Source organism: Pectobacterium sp. A5351 (genome assembly GCF_028335745.1).
Lineage (GTDB): Bacteria > Pseudomonadota > Gammaproteobacteria > Enterobacterales > Enterobacteriaceae > Pectobacterium.
The window spans coordinates 2,017,505-2,036,823 of the sequence record NZ_CP116477.1; the positions used below are offsets into that span (position 1 = coordinate 2,017,505).

At 50.9% G+C, this 19,319-nt stretch carries 20 protein-coding genes and 2 pseudogenes; 11 read left to right on the forward strand and 11 right to left on the reverse strand.

The window, feature by feature from the left end; genetic code table 11:
• The first annotated feature begins 20 nt into the window (after positions 1 to 20).
• Together O1Q74_RS09580 and O1Q74_RS09585 are read left to right on the forward strand one after the other, a co-directional pair.
• Positions 21 to 407, forward strand: a complete 387-nt coding sequence (locus O1Q74_RS09580; protein ID WP_271878310.1) for a VOC family protein — start codon at positions 21 to 23, stop codon at positions 405 to 407.
• Between the two features lie 291 nt (positions 408 to 698).
• On the forward strand, positions 699 to 1,292 hold the full coding sequence (locus tag O1Q74_RS09585) for a hypothetical protein (RefSeq protein ID WP_271878313.1): 594 nt from the start codon (positions 699 to 701) through the stop codon (positions 1,290 to 1,292).
• A 54-nt stretch (positions 1,293 to 1,346) separates the two neighbouring features.
• Here O1Q74_RS09585 and O1Q74_RS09590 read toward each other — a convergent pair whose 3' ends face one another.
• Both O1Q74_RS09590 and O1Q74_RS09595 read right to left on the reverse strand, forming a co-directional pair.
• Positions 1,347 to 2,582, reverse strand: a complete 1,236-nt coding sequence (locus O1Q74_RS09590; protein ID WP_271878316.1) for a sensor histidine kinase — start codon at positions 2,580 to 2,582, stop codon at positions 1,347 to 1,349.
• A 25-nt stretch (positions 2,583 to 2,607) separates the two neighbouring features.
• On the reverse strand, positions 2,608 to 3,303 hold the full coding sequence (locus O1Q74_RS09595) for a response regulator transcription factor (RefSeq protein ID WP_271878319.1): 696 nt from the start codon (positions 3,301 to 3,303) through the stop codon (positions 2,608 to 2,610).
• A gap of 98 nt (positions 3,304 to 3,401) precedes the next feature.
• Between O1Q74_RS09595 and eptA the strand changes: the two genes are divergently transcribed.
• Positions 3,402 to 5,057, forward strand: coding sequence for a phosphoethanolamine transferase EptA (gene eptA / locus O1Q74_RS09600; RefSeq protein ID WP_271878322.1), 1,656 nt, complete (start codon positions 3,402 to 3,404; stop codon positions 5,055 to 5,057).
• 258 nt (positions 5,058 to 5,315) lie between these two features.
• Here eptA and O1Q74_RS09605 read toward each other — a convergent pair.
• The 6 genes and pseudogenes from O1Q74_RS09605 to pth form a co-directional block, all read right to left on the reverse strand.
• Positions 5,316 to 5,940, reverse strand: a pseudogene (locus O1Q74_RS09605) (IS3 family transposase); the annotation flags it as partial.
• A 15-nt stretch (positions 5,941 to 5,955) separates the two neighbouring features.
• Positions 5,956 to 6,024: pseudogene (locus O1Q74_RS20355) on the reverse strand (hypothetical protein); the annotation flags it as partial.
• Positions 5,993 to 6,247, reverse strand: coding sequence for a hypothetical protein (locus O1Q74_RS09610; protein ID WP_271878325.1), 255 nt, complete (start codon positions 6,245 to 6,247; stop codon positions 5,993 to 5,995). The pseudogene O1Q74_RS20355 and the gene O1Q74_RS09610, both read right to left, overlap by 32 nt.
• Complete coding sequence (locus O1Q74_RS20260; RefSeq protein WP_334311401.1) at positions 6,171 to 6,371, reverse strand: Arm DNA-binding domain-containing protein; 201 nt, start codon at positions 6,369 to 6,371, stop codon at positions 6,171 to 6,173. The genes O1Q74_RS09610 and O1Q74_RS20260 overlap by 77 nt, the downstream gene beginning before the upstream one ends.
• A gap of 230 nt (positions 6,372 to 6,601) precedes the next feature.
• Positions 6,602 to 7,693, reverse strand: coding sequence for a redox-regulated ATPase YchF (ychF, locus tag O1Q74_RS09615; protein ID WP_271878328.1), 1,092 nt, complete (start codon positions 7,691 to 7,693; stop codon positions 6,602 to 6,604).
• 129 nt (positions 7,694 to 7,822) lie between these two features.
• Positions 7,823 to 8,410: an aminoacyl-tRNA hydrolase gene (gene pth / locus O1Q74_RS09620; protein WP_271878331.1), complete on the reverse strand. Its 588-nt coding sequence runs from the start codon at positions 8,408 to 8,410 to the stop codon at positions 7,823 to 7,825.
• Between the two features lie 349 nt (positions 8,411 to 8,759).
• Here pth and ychH point away from each other — a divergent pair, with 349 nt between their 5' ends.
• Positions 8,760 to 9,029 (forward strand): stress-induced protein YchH, encoded by a 270-nt coding sequence (gene ychH / locus O1Q74_RS09625; protein ID WP_271878334.1) that lies wholly within the window; start codon positions 8,760 to 8,762, stop codon positions 9,027 to 9,029.
• Positions 9,030 to 9,191: 162 nt separating this feature from the next.
• Here the strand turns inward: ychH and prs are convergent, their stop codons facing one another.
• From prs to lolB, 3 genes are all read right to left on the reverse strand, one after another.
• Entirely contained in the window at positions 9,192 to 10,139 is a 948-nt protein-coding gene (gene prs / locus O1Q74_RS09630) for a ribose-phosphate diphosphokinase (protein ID WP_010274915.1), read from the reverse strand.
• 136 nt (positions 10,140 to 10,275) lie between these two features.
• Entirely contained in the window at positions 10,276 to 11,148 is an 873-nt protein-coding gene (ispE, locus tag O1Q74_RS09635; protein WP_271878343.1) for a 4-(cytidine 5'-diphospho)-2-C-methyl-D-erythritol kinase, read from the reverse strand.
• A 3-nt stretch (positions 11,149 to 11,151) separates the two neighbouring features.
• Positions 11,152 to 11,775, reverse strand: a complete 624-nt coding sequence (lolB, locus tag O1Q74_RS09640; protein WP_271878346.1) for a lipoprotein insertase outer membrane protein LolB — start codon at positions 11,773 to 11,775, stop codon at positions 11,152 to 11,154.
• 232 nt (positions 11,776 to 12,007) lie between these two features.
• Here lolB and hemA point away from each other — a divergent pair, with 232 nt between their 5' ends.
• The 7 genes from hemA (at position 12,008) to O1Q74_RS09675 (ending at position 19,306) form a co-directional block, all read left to right on the forward strand.
• Entirely contained in the window at positions 12,008 to 13,264 is a 1,257-nt protein-coding gene (gene hemA, locus O1Q74_RS09645) for a glutamyl-tRNA reductase (protein WP_271878349.1), read from the forward strand.
• A gap of 46 nt (positions 13,265 to 13,310) precedes the next feature.
• Positions 13,311 to 14,396, forward strand: a complete 1,086-nt coding sequence (gene prfA / locus O1Q74_RS09650; RefSeq protein WP_271878352.1) for a peptide chain release factor 1 — start codon at positions 13,311 to 13,313, stop codon at positions 14,394 to 14,396.
• Complete coding sequence (gene prmC / locus O1Q74_RS09655) at positions 14,393 to 15,238, forward strand: peptide chain release factor N(5)-glutamine methyltransferase (RefSeq protein WP_271878355.1); 846 nt, start codon at positions 14,393 to 14,395, stop codon at positions 15,236 to 15,238. The genes prfA and prmC overlap by 4 nt, the downstream gene beginning before the upstream one ends.
• 5 nt (positions 15,239 to 15,243) lie before the next feature.
• Positions 15,244 to 15,645, forward strand: a complete 402-nt coding sequence (locus O1Q74_RS09660) for a SirB2 family protein (protein ID WP_271878358.1) — start codon at positions 15,244 to 15,246, stop codon at positions 15,643 to 15,645.
• A gap of 2 nt (positions 15,646 to 15,647) precedes the next feature.
• Positions 15,648 to 16,457, forward strand: a complete 810-nt coding sequence (sirB1, locus tag O1Q74_RS09665) for an invasion regulator SirB1 (RefSeq protein WP_271878361.1) — start codon at positions 15,648 to 15,650, stop codon at positions 16,455 to 16,457.
• 75 nt (positions 16,458 to 16,532) lie between these two features.
• Positions 16,533 to 17,387: a 3-deoxy-8-phosphooctulonate synthase gene (kdsA, locus tag O1Q74_RS09670; RefSeq protein WP_271878364.1), complete on the forward strand. Its 855-nt coding sequence runs from the start codon at positions 16,533 to 16,535 to the stop codon at positions 17,385 to 17,387.
• A gap of 374 nt (positions 17,388 to 17,761) precedes the next feature.
• Entirely contained in the window at positions 17,762 to 19,306 is a 1,545-nt protein-coding gene (locus O1Q74_RS09675) for a catalase (protein WP_271878367.1), read from the forward strand.
• The last annotated feature ends 13 nt before the right edge of the window (positions 19,307 to 19,319 follow it).

Below are 19,319 nucleotides of genomic sequence, written 5' to 3' on the forward strand. Positions count from 1 at the left end.
TTGTGAAAGAAGGAATCATAATGAAAGTTGCGCACGTTGCGTTATGGACGGCCGATCTGGCCGCGCAGGCAGCATTTTGGCAAGAGTTCTTTGCCGCTCAGGTGGGAGAAAAATATGTGAGCCGGAATCGCCCCGGTTTTGAATCACATTTCGTTCAACTAAGTGAAGGGGCATCTATTGAGTTGATGACGCTGCCAGTATTGGCGGAAGCTTTAACCAATAAAGAAGGCTGTGGCTGGGCGCATGTCGCAATTTCTGTCGGGAGCAAGGCGGATCTCGAGGCATTAGCCAACAAAGCGGCAGAACGTGGCATTTTGGTTGCCCATCCTCGAATGACAGGTGACGGATTTTATGAAGCGATTGTCAGCGATCCTGATGGTAATCTGATTGAGATAACGTCAGACTGATTCTGGAACCGTTCCCGTAACGTGGCAAAAACAGCATTTCCTGCTGTTCACGTGTAGCTGTCTGGCTGTAATAGTGTAATAGTGACTCGATCACCATCATGGCGTGTGCCCAGATATTGCCTTCACTCCGACAACAGGTTTTTGTATAAAAATGCTATTCTTTCCTGTCGTTGTAAAATGTATTATCGCATGTAAACGTAGTAAAAAGTCACGACTTATCAAGGTCATCGCGCGAAGAATAACGAGTGGTAGAATAGAGGGAATGCACACAATGAATCGTCGAGGAATAGAATGAAAGTCAGTGCGGTAAAGAAAGGTGTTATTGGCTTGTTATTGGTGTTGCCGCTGTACTGTGTCGCAGAGACAAAGGATCCAGATTTGTTTGCTGGTTATACCACGCAGGATCTCACGGCTGCATTACCTGACCGATTATTAAACATGGTTCAGCGGGACAAGGTGCTCGATGTGCCAAACCACATGGTACAGGCCGAGTATGTCGATCCTACAACAGGTAATAAGGCACTGGTTTCATTGTTCATGCTGCCGCCAGACAGCAAAGGCAATATTCCTATCGCTTCAACGCCCGGCGATTTGGATGCGGTGATCGCCAGTACGGAAAAAGAGATGCTGCGCCAGCGTATTAAACCCGAGCAGAGGGCGGGAAACATTGAGGATGCGACGCCTTTCCGCTGTTTACAAACGATTCTGAACAGCAAAGTCATGCATTCGCTATGTTCGGCTCTGGTTAAAGGACGCGTGCTGGAAGTGCAGGCGATCAATACAGTCGATAATATTCAGGATGAAGCCAGGCTACATAACATCATCGAACAGCAGAATAAATTCGTTGTCGAAATGGGAAAAATGCTGCTGGCGCTGAAAAAATAATTCGTGGTCACGGTTTTAGACGGCTGGGATAGGGAAAGAAAGAGTGTTTGCCGGTTACACCGCACAGTGCATGTCCAGCGTAAAGCGGCAACCTTTGTCTGAGCTTTCGACCATCATGTTCCAGCCCAGATGCTCCACAATGCGTTGTACGATGGATAAACCAAGCCCCTCACCACTTTGACGTGCACTAGGCAAAAAACGCTGAAATTGTTGCGGATCGATACTGGGCGGCAGGCCCGGTCCGGTATCAGAAATAACCAACGTCGTGCCATGCAGGGCAATGCGTACCTCACCTTCATCCGTGTATTGGCAGGCATTACGCAGCAGGTTCCAGACCACACTGTGCGCCAGTTCGGCATTAGTGTGCACATGGGCATTTTGCGGCGCATCCAGCGCCAGTGTTACTGGCTTTTTTGCCAGCCAGGGTTGGCAGCGCGTGATGCATTCCTCGAACAATGGACGCAGAGGCATATCGGCTAGAGGCAAGGTTTGCGGATCGCGCGAGAGCAGCAACAGGCAAGTCAACTGGCGTTGCATTTCCTGCGTAGTGCGCACAATACGTTCAGCACTTGGCATCAGGTGACTGTCGGCAGGCAATTGGTGCACGATGGTTTCCGCCGCACCGCCAATGATGGCCAGCGGTGTACGCAATTCATGGCTGGCATCGCTCACAAAGCATCGCTCGCGCTGTAGAAACCGCTCCAGCTCATCGCTGTGTTGCGCAAATGCGCGCGCTAGCACGCCGATTTCGTCACGTGCATCCTGAAAGGGGAAGGGCTTTTGCTTACGCTGCACGACTTCGGCCAGACGTGTGATGGGGACGGTAACGCGCGCCGAAGTCAGTCGACCGATCCAGAACGCACACAGAATGCACAGCAGGATGACCAACGGTGCGAAGCCGTCAATCATGTACTCCAGATACGCGTAATCCTTGCCATCCTGCAACAGGTAGTAACGCCGATCGTTGCGTTCAAACACCAGCAGGTGCCAGCCATCGGGTTTTTCCATACGATGGTAGCCCGGCGCGTACTGGCGCAGGGCATCGGGCACGGTCAGCGCATCATAGAGTAAGTTACCTTCAGGTAGGGTGGGTGTGATGCCTTTTGCAATATCTACTTCCAACTGCGGCAGCACCTCGTTACGCAGAGTCTCAGAGATCACATACGCTCTTAGTTCATCGTAATCGAGTTGATCCGCTATAACCACAAACGCCATGACGGCCACCATCAGCAGCACGAAGGAAACCATAATGCGTGTTTTGAGTGTCATCTGTTGGTAAATGAATTTCATGATGATTATTCTGCCCTTTGTGTGATTATTCCGGTGCAGCCTCCCCAGGCTTATGCAGGCGTAAACCGATGCCATGCACCGTTTCTATCAGCGCAGATGTGAAGTTTTTGTCAACCCGCTGGCGCAAGTCATGAATATGTGTGCGTAAAGCGCCACTATCAGGCGGTTCGTCACCCCAGAGCAAGTATTCCATTTCCTGTTTTTTGACGACAGCAGGAGCGGAGCGGATCAGGCACAGCAGCAATTTATGCGTGGTAGGGGTCAGGTTGATCGTCTGGCCCTGTCGCTGAGCCTGTGGGGCGCGAGTGTCTACTTGCAGATCTTCCCAGACTAGCGTGCCCTGTACCTGTTGCCCCAGGGCTCGGCGCACCAATGCTTTGATGCGTGCGTCCAGTTCCTGGAGTGAAAAGGGTTTGATCAGATAATCGTCAGCACCCAGCGCAAGGCCCTGCACGCGGTCATCTATCGGGTCGCGTGCGGTCAGCATCAATACCGGTACCGGATTCTGAAATTCCTGGCGTAATTTTCGGCACAGCGTCATACCGTCCAGCCGCGGCAGCATCAGATCCAACAAAATGGCGTCGTAATCATTCTGCGTGGCCATACGCAGGCCAGTGGCACCATCACGAGCGTCATCCAGCACATAGCCGAGTGGCTCGAAAAATTCGTACAGATTGGCAACCAGCTCAGGGTTGTCTTCGATAATGAGCAGGCGAGTCATAGATAATTAGTGTCTTAAATAGGTTATTGGGATCTTAACAACATCTTGACATATACTTATTGATACTACGCGCACTTTCAACTCGTTGGGGATTGCGCGTGTTTCAACGTCTGTCATCCTTGCGGTTCAACCCGATACAACTGACCTGGGTAGCCGCACTGTTTTTCACCACCATTGGCAACGCTGGTCTGTGGCAAATGCTATGGTCCAAAGTGGAGATCAACAGCTTGCACAGCTTGCTGTTTTTCATCAGCCTGCCGGTTTTCTTTTTCTGTCTTATCAACCTGTTGCTTACGCCAGTTTTGGCATTACCGTATGTGCGTAAGCCGCTACTGGCACTCTTGGTTGTTATCAGTGCTAGTTGCAGTTACTTCATGTTCAGCTATAACGTGCTGATCGATCGCAGCATGGTGCAGAACGTCTTCGAGACCAATCAGGCTGAACTCACCTCGTACTTTTCTATTCCCTTACTGCTCACCATTCTTGTGCTTGGTGTGTTACCTGCTGCGGTGATGGTTTGTCTGCCCACCAAACAGACCGTGCATCCCTTGCAAAATGCGATATGGTGGCTGGGCAATGTACTGGTGACGGTAGTGGTGCTTGTTGCAGTGACCATGGTGTTCTACAAGGACTACGCCTCGCTACTGCGCAATAACCTGCAAATCAGAGATCAGGTACTCCCCTTTAACTTTGTGCGCAACACCCACGGCTACCTGAAACGCTATCTGAAACGTACGACATCACAGTTGTTGCGAACCGTGGGTGAAGATGCCACTCGCCCTGTGATGATTGCTGGGGAACGGCCTAAACTTGTGATTGCCGTGGTCGGCGAAACCGCACGGGCACAGAACTTCCAGCTCAATGGTTATCCGCACGCAACTAATCCATCTCTGTCGCAGCGTGAAAACATCGTCAGTTTCAAAAATGTAACATCCTGTGGCACGGCAACCGCTATTTCACTACCCTGTATGTTTTCACGTATGACACGTACGCAATACGATGAGGTGCGTGCAGCGACAGAAGAGAACCTGCTCGACATCTTACAGCGGACTGGCGTACGTGTACTTTGGCGCAACAATAACAATGGCGGTTGTAAAGGCGTATGTGAGCGTATACCTACCGACGACATGCCTCTCCTGAAGATTGTCGATCAGTGCGCCAACAAGGATGGCACCTGTTATGACGATATACTACTGCACCAACTCAGCGCTCGCATTGATGCCATGCATGGCGATGCACTGATCGTCTTACACCAGTTGGGCAGCCATGGGCCAACCTACTTCGAACGCTATCCGGCAGAAGACAAAATCTTCAGCCCCACCTGTGACAGTAACCAAATTCAGAAGTGCAGCAACGACGAACTGACCAACACTTACGACAACACGCTGGTCTACACCGATCGGATGCTGGGCAAAACCATCGATTTACTGCAACGCTATTCAGAGCAACGTGACGTAGCTATGATCTATCTTTCCGACCACGGTGAATCGCTGGGAGAACGCGGAATTTATCTGCACGGCACGCCTTACTTCATTGCGCCAAAGGAACAAACGCAGGTGCCCATGGTGATGTGGTTTTCACCAGCATTTGTACAAGATGTCGGCCTCAATCTCACCTGTCTGCGCAACAACGCGGACAATAAAGACTATAGCCATGACAACTTTTACCATTCCTTATTGGGCCTGTTTGCTGTTCAAAGCAGGGTGTACCAACCCGAACTGGATTTATTTGCGCCATGTCGTGAGCTGATGTGAGTTTCGTTGCCACTTCGCCGTTGGCCTATTCAACCCCACACGGGAGTAGTTTGTGTCAAAAAATCAACGTTGAAAAATTCGTCGCTGGAACGCTGGCAAACCGTTTTGGCGTTCCTGCATTCGCCTTAAATATCCTTGCTCAACTTTTGCCAGCATCCGCCATGAGTGAGCTTGCTGGCCGAGGCCTAAACTGGGTGCTCAAGCATCGCCAGAAGTGGCTTGAATCGCGCAAGAAATAAAAAGAAGCTGGAAAGCATGATCGCTGTGGAACATTACTCCGACCGGCTTGCCGCGCGTTTCCCATGCCATTTCCAGCGCTTTCATGGTGAGTCTGCTGTCCGGTGAGAACGACATTGCCCAGCCCACTGGTTTACTTGCGAACAGGTCGAGAACAACAGCGAGGTACGCCCAGAGTTTACCTGTCCAGATATAGGTCACATCACCGCACCACACCTGGTTTGGCTCTGTTACCGCGAACTGTCGCTCAAGATGATTCGGGATAGCAACGTGCTCATGACCGCAACGCCTATATCGGTGAGTCGGCTGCTGGCACAGCTCTTTCATGAGCCTGCCAGCGAGCCATCGCCCCATCTGGTAGCCTCTCTGAGTTGCCATTGTGGCGATGCTTCTTGCTCCGGCCGAACCGTGGCTGATGCCATGTAGCTCAAGTACCTGACTGCGTAATACAGCCCGTCTGCCGTCTGGTTTCTCAGGACGGTTTTCCAGTATTTGTAGCTGCTGCGATGAACCCCGAATACGTGGCAGAGAGTGACCACAGAATAACGCGCCCTGAGTTTCCCGATTATCGAGAACTGTTCAGGGAGTCCGACATCAAGAGCGCGGTAGCCTTTTTTAATATTTCGTTTTCCATTTCAATGCGTCGTGCTTCAGCGGCAACGGTCGATGCACCGCGTTTAGCGGTTTCCTGAAGAATTTTAAGAATATGGTGCGGGGTGATTTCCCTGATAGGAAGTTTGCCGATGGCGGGGGAAAACTACGCGCTCCAGCATATCAAGGCGGCGCGTTTTGGTGATGTCGGCCCAATCTTTCATTTGTAACCACTCTTTGGCGATAAGCTCAAAGGTGTTGGAGGCATCGTTGACCTTGCGGATCTTATCTAACTGACGAGCCTGTGCCGGGTTGACTCCCTCTGCAACTTGCTTGCTCGCATTTCTCCCGCGCTTCGGCAAGTTTTATCGCTGGATACTCAGCCAGCGCAAACATGCTGGATTTGCCGTTGGGTTTCACTTCGAGGTAGAGACCGTTGAAGTCATTGAGTCGATAGAGTTTTTCTTTCGGCTTGCAGTACGGCATTGCGTATCGTGAGCATAGCGAGTCCTTGTCTATTTCTTATACCGCTATTGTACTCACCTAAAATGAAGATGGAAACGGATTGTACTCATGCCTGTACTCATTTTTGACTGTGCTGTCATGAGATTACGTGAGATGTCATGAAAAGAAAAATCCACGCAACTGCGTGGATTTTATGAAGTATCTCAGTCTTCATGCGATGCTGTGAGATCCCATGAGACAACAAAATCAAATTAGACGTTGAACAGGAAGTTCATGACATCGCCATCTTTAACGATGTAGTCTTTGCCTTCTGAACGCATTTTCCCCGCTTCTTTCGCGCCTTGCTCACCTTTGTAGGTGATGAAATCTTCATAGGCGATAGTCTGGGCGCGGATGAAGCCTTTCTCGAAATCGGTGTGGATTTTACCTGCGGCCTGCGGCGCGGTGGCACCGACAGGGATGGTCCATGCGCGAACTTCTTTCACGCCCGCGGTGAAATAGGTTTGCAGGTTCAACAGTTCATAGCCCGCGCGGATAACACGGTTCAGACCTGGTTCTTCCAGACCTAACTCAGCCATAAACTCTTCACGGTCAGCATCATCCAGTTCCGCGATATCTGATTCAACGGCGGCACAGACGGCCACGACGACAGAACCTTCAGCGGCCGCGATTTCACGCACTTTATCGAGGTACGGGTTATTTTCAAAACCGTCTTCGTTGACGTTGGCGATGTACATGGTTGGCTTCAGCGTCAGGAAGCTCAGATATTTGATGGCTGCTTTATCTTCATCGCTTAAATCCAGCGAGCGCAGCATGCCTGCGTTCTCCAACTGTGGTAAGCATTTCTCCAGCGCGGCTAGCTCAGCTTTCGCATCTTTATCGCCGCCTTTGGCTCTTTTCTGCACGCGGTGAATGGCACGTTCACAGGTATCGAGGTCAGACAACGCCAGTTCGGTGTTGATGACGTCGATGTCATCGGCTGGGTCAACCTTGTTGCTTACGTGGATGATGTTGTCGTTTTCAAAGCAGCGTACAACGTGTCCGATGGCTTCCGTTTCACGGATGTTGGTCAGGAACTGATTACCCAAACCTTCACCTTTGGATGCGCCCTTTACCAGACCGGCGATATCAACAAATTCCATGGTGGTAGGGAGGATACGTTGCGGCTTAACGATTTCAGCCAGTTTGTCCAGACGTGGATCGGGCATTGGCACGACGCCAGTGTTCGGCTCGATGGTACAAAACGGGAAGTTGGCCGCTTCGATGCCTGCTTTGGTCAACGCATTGAACAGTGTGGATTTACCGACGTTAGGCAGCCCAACGATACCGCATTTGAATCCCATGTTTATATCACCTTAAATAACTTATTAATCAGACGATTACTGTATATCGCCTGTCAGAATGGAAACATTACGGCCGATTATACACGGAATGGCGATTTATCTCGATCTGCCATCCGCATTCTGACCAGATTATGCCGCTTTGAAGGCATGCAAGCGGTTCATCGCTTTGATCATGTCTTCTTTCATCAGAATTTCTGTGCAGCGCACGGCTTCGTCAATGGCATCGTCGATCAGCGTCTGCTCGCTTGTCGGTGGTTTACCCAGCACAAAGCCGGTCACTTTGCTTTTATCACCCGGATGGCCGATACCAATGCGTAAACGGTGGAAGTTTGGGTTGTTACCCAATTTGCTGATGATGTCTTTCAGCCCGTTGTGGCCGCCGTGCCCACCACCCAGTTTAAGTTTGGCAATCCCCGGTAATAAATCCAGTTCATCGTGTGCAACCAGAATTTCATCAGGTTGAATGCGATAGAAGGTCGCCATTGCCGTGACGGCTTTGCCACTCAGATTCATGAACGTAGTAGGGACCAGCAGGCGTACATCTTGCCCAGCCAGATTCAGGCGGGAGGTGTAACCAAAAAATTTACTTTCTTCTTTCAGTGGCTGACGGTAAGACTCCGCCAGACGATCGACAAACCAGGCGCCCGCATTATGGCGGGTGGCGGCATATTCAGCGCCGGGGTTCGCCAGGCCGACAATTAATTTAATGCTGCTCACGGTATATTCCAGATTACGTGCTTAAACTGACGCAGGGTTGCGTGATAAACGAAAGCGCTAGTTTACACACCGTGTGGTGGATAGCAAAATCTCGGTGCTGGAATGTAAATACCATGTCATTTGTAAATATAATGTCATTTGTAAATATAATGTTATTTGTTCAGTGATGTGATTATTCGAATTTTTGTCTATTTATTTGCTTAAACGTAAAAAATATTAATCATTCCTTTTATCTGTGATCCCTCCCGCAATCATCAAGGTTCATTGTTGTCTATAATTACACCAATAATAAGAAAGTAGACGGTAATTGCACTCCGATTCATCCACAGAATTAATCTGGAGGTGGCAGATGAAACGTAAAAATGTGACAGTATTGGGTAACATGTTGATGGGGCTCGGTATGATCCTGATGATTGGCGGTATCGGTTTTTCCATCGCCAGCCAATTCCCTAAACTGAATGTCCCTGAATTCATGACTTATATTGATCTGGTCGGTATTTTTTCTGGCGCAATATTTTGGTTAGTGGGAGCACGTATTAGCGGGCGTGAGGAAATCGCAGACCGTTATTGGTGGGTTAAACACTTTGATAAGCGTTGTCGCCGCCAGCAACACCGATAACCGTTAATGGCACCACAGGCATTAACGAAAATTGAACATGAGAGCCACTGTAGCCTCGCTATGGTGGTTTTTTTATAGTGACATGTATAGAAATAAGAAAGCCACCTTGTTACAGGTGGCTCCCTCATTATCGTTTGCGATCGGTTACCCGGTCAGCAGCGATTAATGTTCAAACATCGCAGAAATAGATTCTTCGTTGCTGATACGACGAATCGCTTCGGCCAACATCCCGGACAGCGTTAACGTACGAACATTCGGCAGTGAACGAATGTTTTCCGCCAGTGGAATGGTATCGCAGACAATCACTTCATCAATGACAGAGTTCTTGATGTTCTCGTAAGCATTGCCTGAGAAGATCGGGTGTGTGGCATAAGCGAATACGCGTTTAGCACCACGTTCTTTCAGCGCTTCCGCCGCTTTACACAGCGTACCGCCGGTGTCGATCATATCGTCAACCAGTACACAGTCGCGGCCAGCGACGTCACCGATGATATGCATCACCTGAGAAACGTTGGCACGCGGACGGCGCTTGTCAATGATCGCCATGTCGGTATCGTTCAGCAATTTAGCGATTGCGCGCGCACGCACAACGCCACCGATATCAGGAGAAACCACAATCGGGTTTTCCAGATTCTGTTGCAGCATATCTTCCAGCAGGATCGGGCTACCGAATACGTTATCTACCGGAACATCGAAGAAACCCTGAATCTGCTCAGCGTGCAGATCAACAGTCAGAACACGGTCAACACCGACGCTGGACAGGAAGTCAGCAACGACTTTCGCGGTGATTGGCACACGTGCGGAACGCACACGACGATCCTGACGGGCATAGCCGAAGTAGGGGATAACAGCGGTAATACGTCCCGCGGAAGCGCGACGCAGAGCATCGACCATCACAACCAGTTCCATCAGGTTGTCATTGGTAGGTGCACAGGTGGACTGGATGATGAAAATATCACCACCGCGTACATTTTCATTGATTTGCACGCTGACTTCGCCATCGCTAAAACGACCGACAGCGGCGTCGCCAAGGCTAGTGTACAAACGGTTGGCAATACGTTGTGCTAGTTCCGGGATGGCGTTACCAGCAAAAAGCTTCATATCAGGCACGAGAAGAACCTCAGGCTTGCGTCCAGAGAAATATTGCACCTGCCAGGCAGGGAGAACAACAGGTACAATATGCATACGGGTGTATGAATTAAGTTTGCTACAGACTGGCCGCATGGCAGCCGGTGTGTGGCAAAACCTAACGTTGCCCGGAAAGCGTACGGTGCAGCGGAGAGACGTTAACGCCTCGCGCGACGAAACCGTTCAGCCATTCCGGGGCCTGGTCAAGCACCTGACGGGCTGCGAACTCGGTGTCAAACTCTGCAAACACACAAGCCCCCGTTCCAGTCAGGCGCGCCGGGGCATATTCTAGCAGCCATGAAAGTAGCTGTTCAACCTCACGAAAACGTTTTCTTGCGATAGCTTCACAATCATTGACGAAGGTCTGGTTTAATAAAGTTTCTAAATCACGAACTGGCGAATTACGCGTCAACTCTGGATCGCCGAAAATCAACGGCGTGGCGATACTCACGCCAGGGTGTGCCACCAGGTACCATTTCTCTGGTGGATTCGCGGGGGTTAACTGTTCACCAATACCTTCGGCAAAGGCGGCATGTCCGCGAACAAAGACGGGAACGTCCGCGCCTAATTGCAACCCCAGTTCAGCCAACGTATCAACGCTCAACCCGCTTTGCCACAAATGATTAAGGGCAACCAAAACGGTAGCCGCATTGGACGAACCACCGCCCAGTCCGCCGCCCATCGGCAGGCATTTGTCGATACTGATGTCTGCGCCGAATCGGGCAGGGTGAAGATTATGGCGCTCGCAGTACTGCTGTAATAAGCGTGCGGCGCGGACGATCAGGTTTTGCTCGTTCTCTACACTGTCTACAGGTGTCAGCAGGTTAATCTGGTCGTCATCACGCGGCCTAATCGTCAGGGTGTCACCATAATCCAGAAACTGGAATAGCGTTTGCAGCAGGTGATACCCGTCTTTTCTCTGACCGGTAATATAGAGAAACAGATTCAGTTTGGCGGGGGCAGGCCATGTCTCGATAACCGTCGGTTGCATCGCTTATTTAACCATCCAGTTATTCATTTTCAGTTTGATACGCTGTTCCCCCTGAACCAGTTCCAGACTGGTTGGGAGCGGAGGCGTCAGCTCGGTGTTGTAACTCTGATAGCTGACATTCCAGTTTTGATTGCCCTGGCGATAGGTGACGGTTTTCAGCAGATAGCGCTCATCCAGTGTGAATTCGGTCGCATCGCCCGGAATACCGATAATCCACTGGCGCAGATTGTTCAGCGGGATCGCCATACCGGTGAGTTGCTGAATCATGTATTCGGCATTTTTCCCCACGTAGCGCTTGCCCTGATTATCAGTGATTTGTACGCCGTCAGGCTGGGCGCGCAATTCTAACTCTGTACTGCCGAGTGGGTTGGTCAGCAGCAGTCGATAACGCTGTGGCGGAGTGTCCTGCCAGAAAAAATTGGCTGATACTCTTTTGCTATCGGAGATATAGGCAAAAGCGCCGCGAGTCTGATATTGGCTGAGTTGCTGGACTTTTTGCTGATGCTGTTGCCACTCTGGCGAGGTGGGGCTTTTACCCGTTTGAGTGGGTTGATGAACGCTACAGGCGGCTAGCAACACGCTGGCTAAAGGCAGTAAACGCAGGCATCGGACGGTTTTGGTTGGCATGTCGGTCGTATCCTGTAAATGAACGAAGTTCGTGAAATACGTCACGCTAACGGGCTTACCGTTCAGCGTCAATGGTTGTTATTCATTAATGGCGTTTATTGTTTTTTGTCAAAAAGTGACTACCTCAGACGAGGTGTATCGCGCGCTGTCGCTTTTCTTGCACCTCTGCATCAAGTAGAATGCGACTCAAACGAAATCCATACTAAGACCGGTATTACTCAGAAACAGCCTAATGACCCTGCTTGCGCTTGGTATTAATCACAAAACCGCACCGGTTTCTCTGCGTGAACGCGTTGTGTTCTCACCAGATAAACTCGGCGTGGCCCTCGACAGTCTGCTACAGCAACCGCTGGTGCAGGGCGGCGTTGTGCTGTCTACCTGCAATCGTACGGAACTCTATCTTAGCGTTGACGAACAGGAAAACCAGCGTGAACAGCTGATTCGCTGGCTGTGTGAATATCATCAATTGCGCCCGGAAGAGGTCAACGGCAGTCTGTACTGGCATCAGGATAACGCCGCGGTTAGCCACTTGATGCGCGTGGCCAGCGGTCTGGATTCTCTGGTGTTAGGCGAACCGCAGATTTTGGGGCAGGTGAAGAAGGCGTTTGCCGAATCACAGCGTGGTCATTCCTTGTCCAGCGAACTGGAGCGGCTGTTCCAGAAGTCTTTTACTGTGGCTAAACGCGTTCGTACGGAAACGGATATCGGTGCCAGTGCGGTATCGGTGGCCTTTGCCGCCTGTACACTGGCGCGGCAGATCTTTGAATCACTCGCGGACGTTACCGTACTGCTGGTCGGTGCGGGAGAAACCATTGAACTGGTCGCGCGTTATCTTCGTGAGCATAAAGTACAGAAAATGGTGATCGCGAATCGCACCCGTGAACGTGCCCAGGCGCTGGCAACGGAAGTGGGAGCAGACGTTATCACGCTGGCCGAGTTGGATGAACAGCTTGCTCAGGCCGACATCGTGATCAGTTCAACGGCCAGTACGCTGCCGATTATCGGAAAAGGGATGATGGAACGGACGCTGAAAGCGAGACGGAATCAGCCAATGCTGATGGTGGATATTGCGGTACCGCGTGATATTGAGCCGGAAGTCTGCAAATTGCCTAACGTTTATCTTTACAGCGTGGACGATCTGCATGCGATCATCCAGCATAACCTCGCGCAGCGCAAAGCGGCGGCGGTGCAGGCTGAATCTATCGTGCAGCAGGAAAGCTCCGACTTCATGGCGTGGCTGCGTGCGCAGTCAGCGGCAGAGACCATTCGTGATTATCGCGCTCAGGCTGATGAACTGCGTGCGGAAATGACGGCCAAGGCGCTGGCTGCCATCCAACAAGGTAATGATGTTGACGCGGTGATTCAGGAACTGACGCATCGCTTAACCAATCGTCTGATTCACGCGCCGACCAAATCCCTTCAGCAAGCCGCTCGTGACGGCGACCAACACCGGTTACAAATTTTACGTGACAGCCTTGGGCTGGACTAGCATTCATCTCTACTATTTATCTCTACTACAGGATTTAACCGCCCGCATGAAGCCTTCTATTGTTGCTAAACTGGAAGCGTTACAAGAACGCCATGAAGAAGTCCAGGCGTTACTCGGTGAGCCCAGCGTCATCGCTGATATGGATCGCTTTCGCGCACTGTCGCGAGAATATGCGCAGCTCACTGATATTACCCGCTGTTTCCAACAATGGCAGCAGGCACAAGAGGATCAGCAAACCGCAGAAATGATGCTGGACGATCCTGAAATGCGCGATATGGCGCAGGAAGAGCTGAAAGAAAGCAAAGCGACAATTGAAGCACTGGAGCAGCAGCTTCAGGTGCTGTTGTTGCCGAAAGATCCCGACGATGAGCGCGGCTGTTTTCTGGAAGTGCGTGCCGGGACGGGCGGCGACGAAGCCGCGATTTTTGCTGGCGATCTGTTCCGTATGTACAGCCGCTATGCCGAATCACGCCGCTGGCGCGTTGAGGTGATGAGCGCCAGCGATGGAGAACATGGCGGTTATAAAGAAATTATCGCTAAAATCTCCGGCGATGGCGTGTACGGTCAGCTCAAATTTGAATCCGGCGGCCATCGCGTGCAGCGTGTTCCTGCCACAGAATCTCAAGGGCGCATTCACACATCGGCCTGTACGGTCGCCGTGATGGCGGAAGTGCCGGAAGCGGAACTGCCGGACATCAACCCTGCGGATTTGCGTATCGATACCTTCCGCTCTTCTGGCGCGGGCGGTCAACACGTTAACACCACCGATTCCGCCATTCGTATTACCCACCTCCCAACGGGTATTGTCGTGGAATGTCAGGACGAGCGTTCACAGCATAAAAACAAAGCCAAAGCGCTGTCTGTGCTGGGGGCGCGTATTCGTGCGGCAGAAGTGCAGAAACGTCAGCAGGAAGAAGCGTCAACTCGCCGTAACCTGCTCGGCAGTGGCGATCGCTCTGACCGCATCCGCACCTACAACTTCCCGCAGGGAAGGGTGACCGATCACCGCATTAACCTGACGCTTTACCGACTGGATGAAGTCATGGAAGGGAAACTGGATACGCTGATTCAGCCTGTCGTGCAGGAATACCAGGCCGATCAGCTTGCGACATTGTCCGAGCAGGAATCATGACGTACCAGGATTGGTTAATCTCTGCCGCGGCTCAGCTTGCGGCGGGAGCAAGCCCGAAGCGAGATGCGGAAATTTTGCTGGGCTTTGTGACTGGCAAGCCCCGCACGTTCCTGCTGGCGTTTGGTGAAACTGAGCTGAACGCGGCTGAACAGCAGCAGTTAGCTGAATTGCTGGCGCGCCGTGAACAGGGTGAACCTATCGCCTATTTGACCGGCGAGCGCGAGTTCTGGTCAATGCCGCTGGCCGTGTCGCCCGCCACGCTGATTCCTCGCCCCGATACCGAGTGCCTGGTTGAACAAGCGCTGCTGCGCCTACCTCAAACGCCGTGTGCTGTACTGGATTTGGGCACCGGAACCGGAGCGATCGCGCTAGCACTGGCCATTGAGCGGCGTGATTGCCGGGTGACTGGCATTGATGTTCAACCAGACGCTGTCGCGTTAGCGACAAAAAATGCCCGGCAATTGGGGGTCAACAACGCTCGTTTCTTGTCAGGAAGCTGGTATTCACCGCTTGATCAAACGCGCTTTGCGCTCATCGCCAGTAATCCACCGTATATCGATGCGAATGATGTGCATCTGTTGCAGGGTGATGTTCGTTTTGAACCGGCCAGCGCGTTGATTGCCGCCGACAACGGGTTGGCGGATTTACGCACCATCATTGAATCTGCCCCACATTATTTAGAGGTCGGTGGCTGGCTGTTGCTGGAACATGGCTGGCAACAGGCTGATGCAGTGCGTCAGCTTTTGCAGGCACGCGGATTCACACAAATAGAAACCTGTCAGGACTACGGTGGCAATGACCGGGTGTCATTAGGACGCTGGTTGGATGCCCCAACGCATTAGGAGCAATGGACGTGATAACTCTTTACCCAGCCACGATATATCTGCATCTGGCAACGGTTAGCATCAGTATTTCCCTGTTTATTATTCGTTTTTTCTGGCTGTGCCGACAATCGCCTTTGCTGCAACAGCGCTGGGTGAAAATTCTGCCGCATATTAACGATACCTTGTTATTAATCAGCGGTATTGGTTTAATCATTATTAGCCACACTTATCCATTTACGCCTGAGCAAAGCTGGCTGACGGAAAAACTGTTTGGCGTTATTATTTATATCCTCCTTGGCGCTATCGCCTTGGGGAAACGCCCCCGTAGCCAGAATGTTCGCTGGCTGGCGTTTGTATCTGCTTTAATGTGCTTTGGTGTGGTCGTGCTACTGGCACTGACTCATTCACCGTTGCTGATGGAATAATTATGAGTGCTATTGCTGATTTTGAATTCAACCAGTCGCTGCTAAGTGATGGTGTCGTGTTGGTTTCACAGGCTATTCGCCGCGACTTTCCCGCTCAGGATGTGCGGCAAAATCTGCAACAATTGGTTGAGCGCGCTCGGGCCGCTATCCCTGACGATCTTGAGCAAGATCTTCAGCTTGAAAAGCTGATTGAGCTGTTTTATCACACCTGGGGATTCGGCGGTGCGGGCGGGGTTTATCGCCTGTCTGATGCACTGTGGCTCGATCAGGTGCTTGAATCGCGTCAGGGCCTACCCGTGTCACTTGGCGTCATCTTCCTGCATATCGCCAATGAACTCGGCCTGCCGCTGATGCCGGTCATTTTCCCAACCCAACTGATTCTTCGTGCCGACTGGCTCGACGAAGAGATGTGGCTGATCAACCCGCTAAACGGCGATACGCTGAGCGAGCATGTGTTGGAAGTGTGGCTGAAAGGTAATATCGGCCCATCAACCCGCCTGCTGGATGAAGATCTGGATGAAGCGGAGAACGTCCTGATCGTGCGTAAAATGCTCGACACGTTGAAAGTTGCACTGATGGAAGAAAAACAGATGGAGTTGGCGTTAAGAGCCAGCGAAGCGGTGCTGCAATTTGACCCGGACGATCCGTATGAAATTCGCGATCGCGGCCTGATTTATGCGCAACTGGATTGTGACCATATTGCGCTTTCCGATCTCAACTATTTTGTTGAACAGTGTCCGGAAGATCCAGTGAGTGAAATGATAAAAGTACAGATTCACTCGATAGAGCAGAAACAGATTGTCTTGCATTAAAAAAACAGTCTTACATTAAGAACCCGTTTTGCAGTAATGCAGCGTTAATTTATTTCCCGACATGAAGGTAAAAGTATGACGAATAAAGTGGTCAAGATAGGGGATATCCCCGTCGCCAATAATCTGCCTTTTGTGCTGTTTGGCGGTATGAATGTTCTTGAATCACGCGATCTGGCGATGCGCATTTGTGAGCATTACGTCACGGTCACGCAGAAGCTGGGTATTCCTTACGTGTTCAAAGCGTCATTCGATAAGGCTAACCGCTCCTCGATTCACTCTTACCGTGGTCCCGGTCTGGAAGAAGGGATGAAAATCTTCCAGGAACTGAAACAGACCTTTGGCGTAAAAATTATCACCGACGTGCATGAAGCACATCAGGCGCAGCCTGTTGCCGATGTGGTTGATGTCATCCAGCTTCCTGCGTTTCTGGCGCGCCAAACCGATCTGGTGGAAGCGATGGCGAAAACCGGTGCGGTGATCAACGTGAAAAAACCGCAGTTCGTCAGCCCAGGGCAAATGGGCAACATCGTCGATAAGTTCATCGAAGGCGGCAACGATCAGGTCATTCTGTGCGATCGCGGCAGCAACTTCGGTTACGACAATCTGGTTGTTGATATGCTCGGCTTCAACGTCATGAAGCAGGTTTCTAACGGTTCGCCGGTGATTTTTGACGTGACGCATGCGCTACAGTGCCGCGACCCGTTTGGTGCGGCGTCCAGCGGTCGTCGTGGACAAGTGACGGAGTTGGCGCGCGCCGGTATGGCTGTTGGTCTGGCGGGGCTATTCATTGAAGCTCACCCAGATCCTGCACATGCAAAATGCGATGGCCCATCTGCGCTGCCGCTGGATAAACTGGAACCGTTCCTGCAACAGATCAAAGCAATTGACGATCTGGTGAAAAGTTTCCCAGAGCTGGATACCAGTCATTAATTAATCGTGCCTGCAGATCTGTGCGCTGATGCCAAAAGCAGCAGCGCACAGATCAATAACGCCAGATGACTGTCTGTCGTTGTTTGGAGTAAAACCCAAAAATGTGACATACATCAAATTCTGTAACTTCATTTTGTCCTCGCCATTCTGTCGTTTCTCCTGAATCCGCTTCCCCTTATCCTTTTTTCTACGTGGAATTAGACTGTGGCTATTGATGCAATAGGCATTGGGTGCTCACGTATTCTTGTCTTTGTCGGTAGAGTATCCGGTGTATTCCGGCACGGCTCGGAATGCCCTTGTGTGCTGAGGTGAAGAGATACACCATCGTTAACGCAGCAGGGAATGGATTTCACGATAACAATGAGGACGGCGTTATGAATCACCACTTTGTGAGTAATCTCTTCTCCTATAAAAAAAGTGCGGCAATAGTGCTGTTGGGACTTTTTGCTTCTTCGAGTCAGGCGGCGACCTTAACGCGCGATAATGGTGCGCCGGTCGGCGATAATCAAAATTCACAAACCGCCGGTAATAACGGTCCGGTACTCTTACAGGACGTGCAACTGTTGCAAAAATTGCAACGATTTAGCCGTGAGCGTATTCCTGAACGCGTTGTACACGCTCGTGGTACGGGGGCCTATGGTGAATTCACTGCTACAGCGGATATCTCTGATTTAACCATCGCGGAGGTGTTTAAAACGGGAAGCACGACGCCTGTTTTTGTTCGTTTTTCTAGCGTGGTTCATGGTAACCATTCACCAGAAACACTGCGCGATCCACGCGGATTTGCGACTAAATTCTACACTTCACAGGGGAATTGGGATTTAGTTGGCAATAACTTCCCCACATTCTTTATTCGGGATGCCATTAAATTTCCAGATATGGTGCACGCTTTTAAACCCGATCCGCGCACGAATCTGGATGACGACTCCCGCCGCTTTGATTTCTTTTCCCATGTTCCTGAATCCATTCGTACGCTGACGCTGCTTTATTCCAATGAGGGCACACCCGCTACATATCGTAATATGGATGGTAATGGCGTACATGCTTATAAATTAGTGAATAGTAAGGGTGAGACTCACTATGTAAAATTCCGCTGGAAAACCCTGCAAGGAATCAAAAATCTCGATCCGCAGCAGGTTGAGCAGGTGCAAGGGAAAGACTACAGCCACATGTCTAACGATTTGGTATCTGCAATTAAGCGTGGCGACTACCCTAAATGGGATCTCTATATCCAGGTGTTGAAACCGGAAGATCTGAATAATTTTGATTTCGATCCGCTGGACGCGACAAAAATTTGGCCTGATGTCCTTGAACGAAAAATTGGACAAATGGTGCTAAACCGCAATCCTGAAAATATTTTCCAGGAAACAGAACAGGTGGCGATGGCACCTTCCAATCTGGTACCTGGCATAGAGCCATCGGAAGACAAATTGCTTCAGGGACGGCTGTTTGCCTATGCGGATACGCAAATGTATCGCATCGGAGTCAACGGACTAAGCCTGCCGATTAATGCGCCGCGCAATGATGTAAATAACGGTAATCAGGATGGCAGTATTAACAGCGGAAAAACACAGGACAAAGGCGTGAATTACCAGCCTAGCCGGTTGTACCCACGTGAGGAATTAGTGTCTGCCCGTTACAGCCATCTGCCGCTGCAGGGCAGCACAACGCAGAGCAAAATTCAACGTGAGCAGAATTTTAAGCAAACAGGTGAGCTGTATCGTTCCTACAGCGAAAAGGAGCGCTCCGATCTAGTGAATAGCCTAGGCACTGCACTAGCGACGGCTGATAAGGAAAGCCGCGACATTATGTTGTCTTACTTTTATAAGGCTGATACGGAGTACGGTACGCGTCTGACTGCGATAGCAAAAGCGGATCTCCCAACGGTGAAAAAGCTGGCCGAAAGACTGTCTAATTAGGTGCGCTAACCTG

Bases quoted from the DNA above. Each gene is read 5' to 3' on its own strand.
- sirB1 (WP_271878361.1), top strand. From the start codon at position 15,648: ATGAGTGCTATTGCTGATTTTGAATTCAACCAGTCGCTGCTAAGTGAT.
- prmC (WP_271878355.1), top strand. From the start codon at position 14,393: ATGACGTACCAGGATTGGTTAATCTCTGCCGCGGCTCAGCTTGCGGCG.
- ispE (WP_271878343.1), bottom strand. From the start codon at position 11,148: ATGCAACCGACGGTTATCGAGACATGGCCTGCCCCCGCCAAACTGAAT.
- O1Q74_RS09580 (WP_271878310.1), top strand. From the start codon at position 21: ATGAAAGTTGCGCACGTTGCGTTATGGACGGCCGATCTGGCCGCGCAG.
- ychH (WP_271878334.1), top strand. From the start codon at position 8,760: ATGAAACGTAAAAATGTGACAGTATTGGGTAACATGTTGATGGGGCTC.
- lolB (WP_271878346.1), bottom strand. From the start codon at position 11,775: ATGCCAACCAAAACCGTCCGATGCCTGCGTTTACTGCCTTTAGCCAGC.
- kdsA (WP_271878364.1), top strand. From the start codon at position 16,533: ATGACGAATAAAGTGGTCAAGATAGGGGATATCCCCGTCGCCAATAAT.
- O1Q74_RS09585 (WP_271878313.1), top strand. From the start codon at position 699: ATGAAAGTCAGTGCGGTAAAGAAAGGTGTTATTGGCTTGTTATTGGTG.
- hemA (WP_271878349.1), top strand. From the start codon at position 12,008: ATGACCCTGCTTGCGCTTGGTATTAATCACAAAACCGCACCGGTTTCT.
- O1Q74_RS09675 (WP_271878367.1), top strand. From the start codon at position 17,762: ATGAATCACCACTTTGTGAGTAATCTCTTCTCCTATAAAAAAAGTGCG.
- O1Q74_RS09595 (WP_271878319.1), bottom strand. From the start codon at position 3,303: ATGACTCGCCTGCTCATTATCGAAGACAACCCTGAGCTGGTTGCCAAT.
- O1Q74_RS09590 (WP_271878316.1), bottom strand. From the start codon at position 2,582: ATGAAATTCATTTACCAACAGATGACACTCAAAACACGCATTATGGTT.
- prfA (WP_271878352.1), top strand. From the start codon at position 13,311: ATGAAGCCTTCTATTGTTGCTAAACTGGAAGCGTTACAAGAACGCCAT.
- ychF (WP_271878328.1), bottom strand. From the start codon at position 7,693: ATGGGATTCAAATGCGGTATCGTTGGGCTGCCTAACGTCGGTAAATCC.
- O1Q74_RS20260 (WP_334311401.1), bottom strand. From the start codon at position 6,371: ATGCCGTACTGCAAGCCGAAAGAAAAACTCTATCGACTCAATGACTTC.
- O1Q74_RS09660 (WP_271878358.1), top strand. From the start codon at position 15,244: ATGGACGTGATAACTCTTTACCCAGCCACGATATATCTGCATCTGGCA.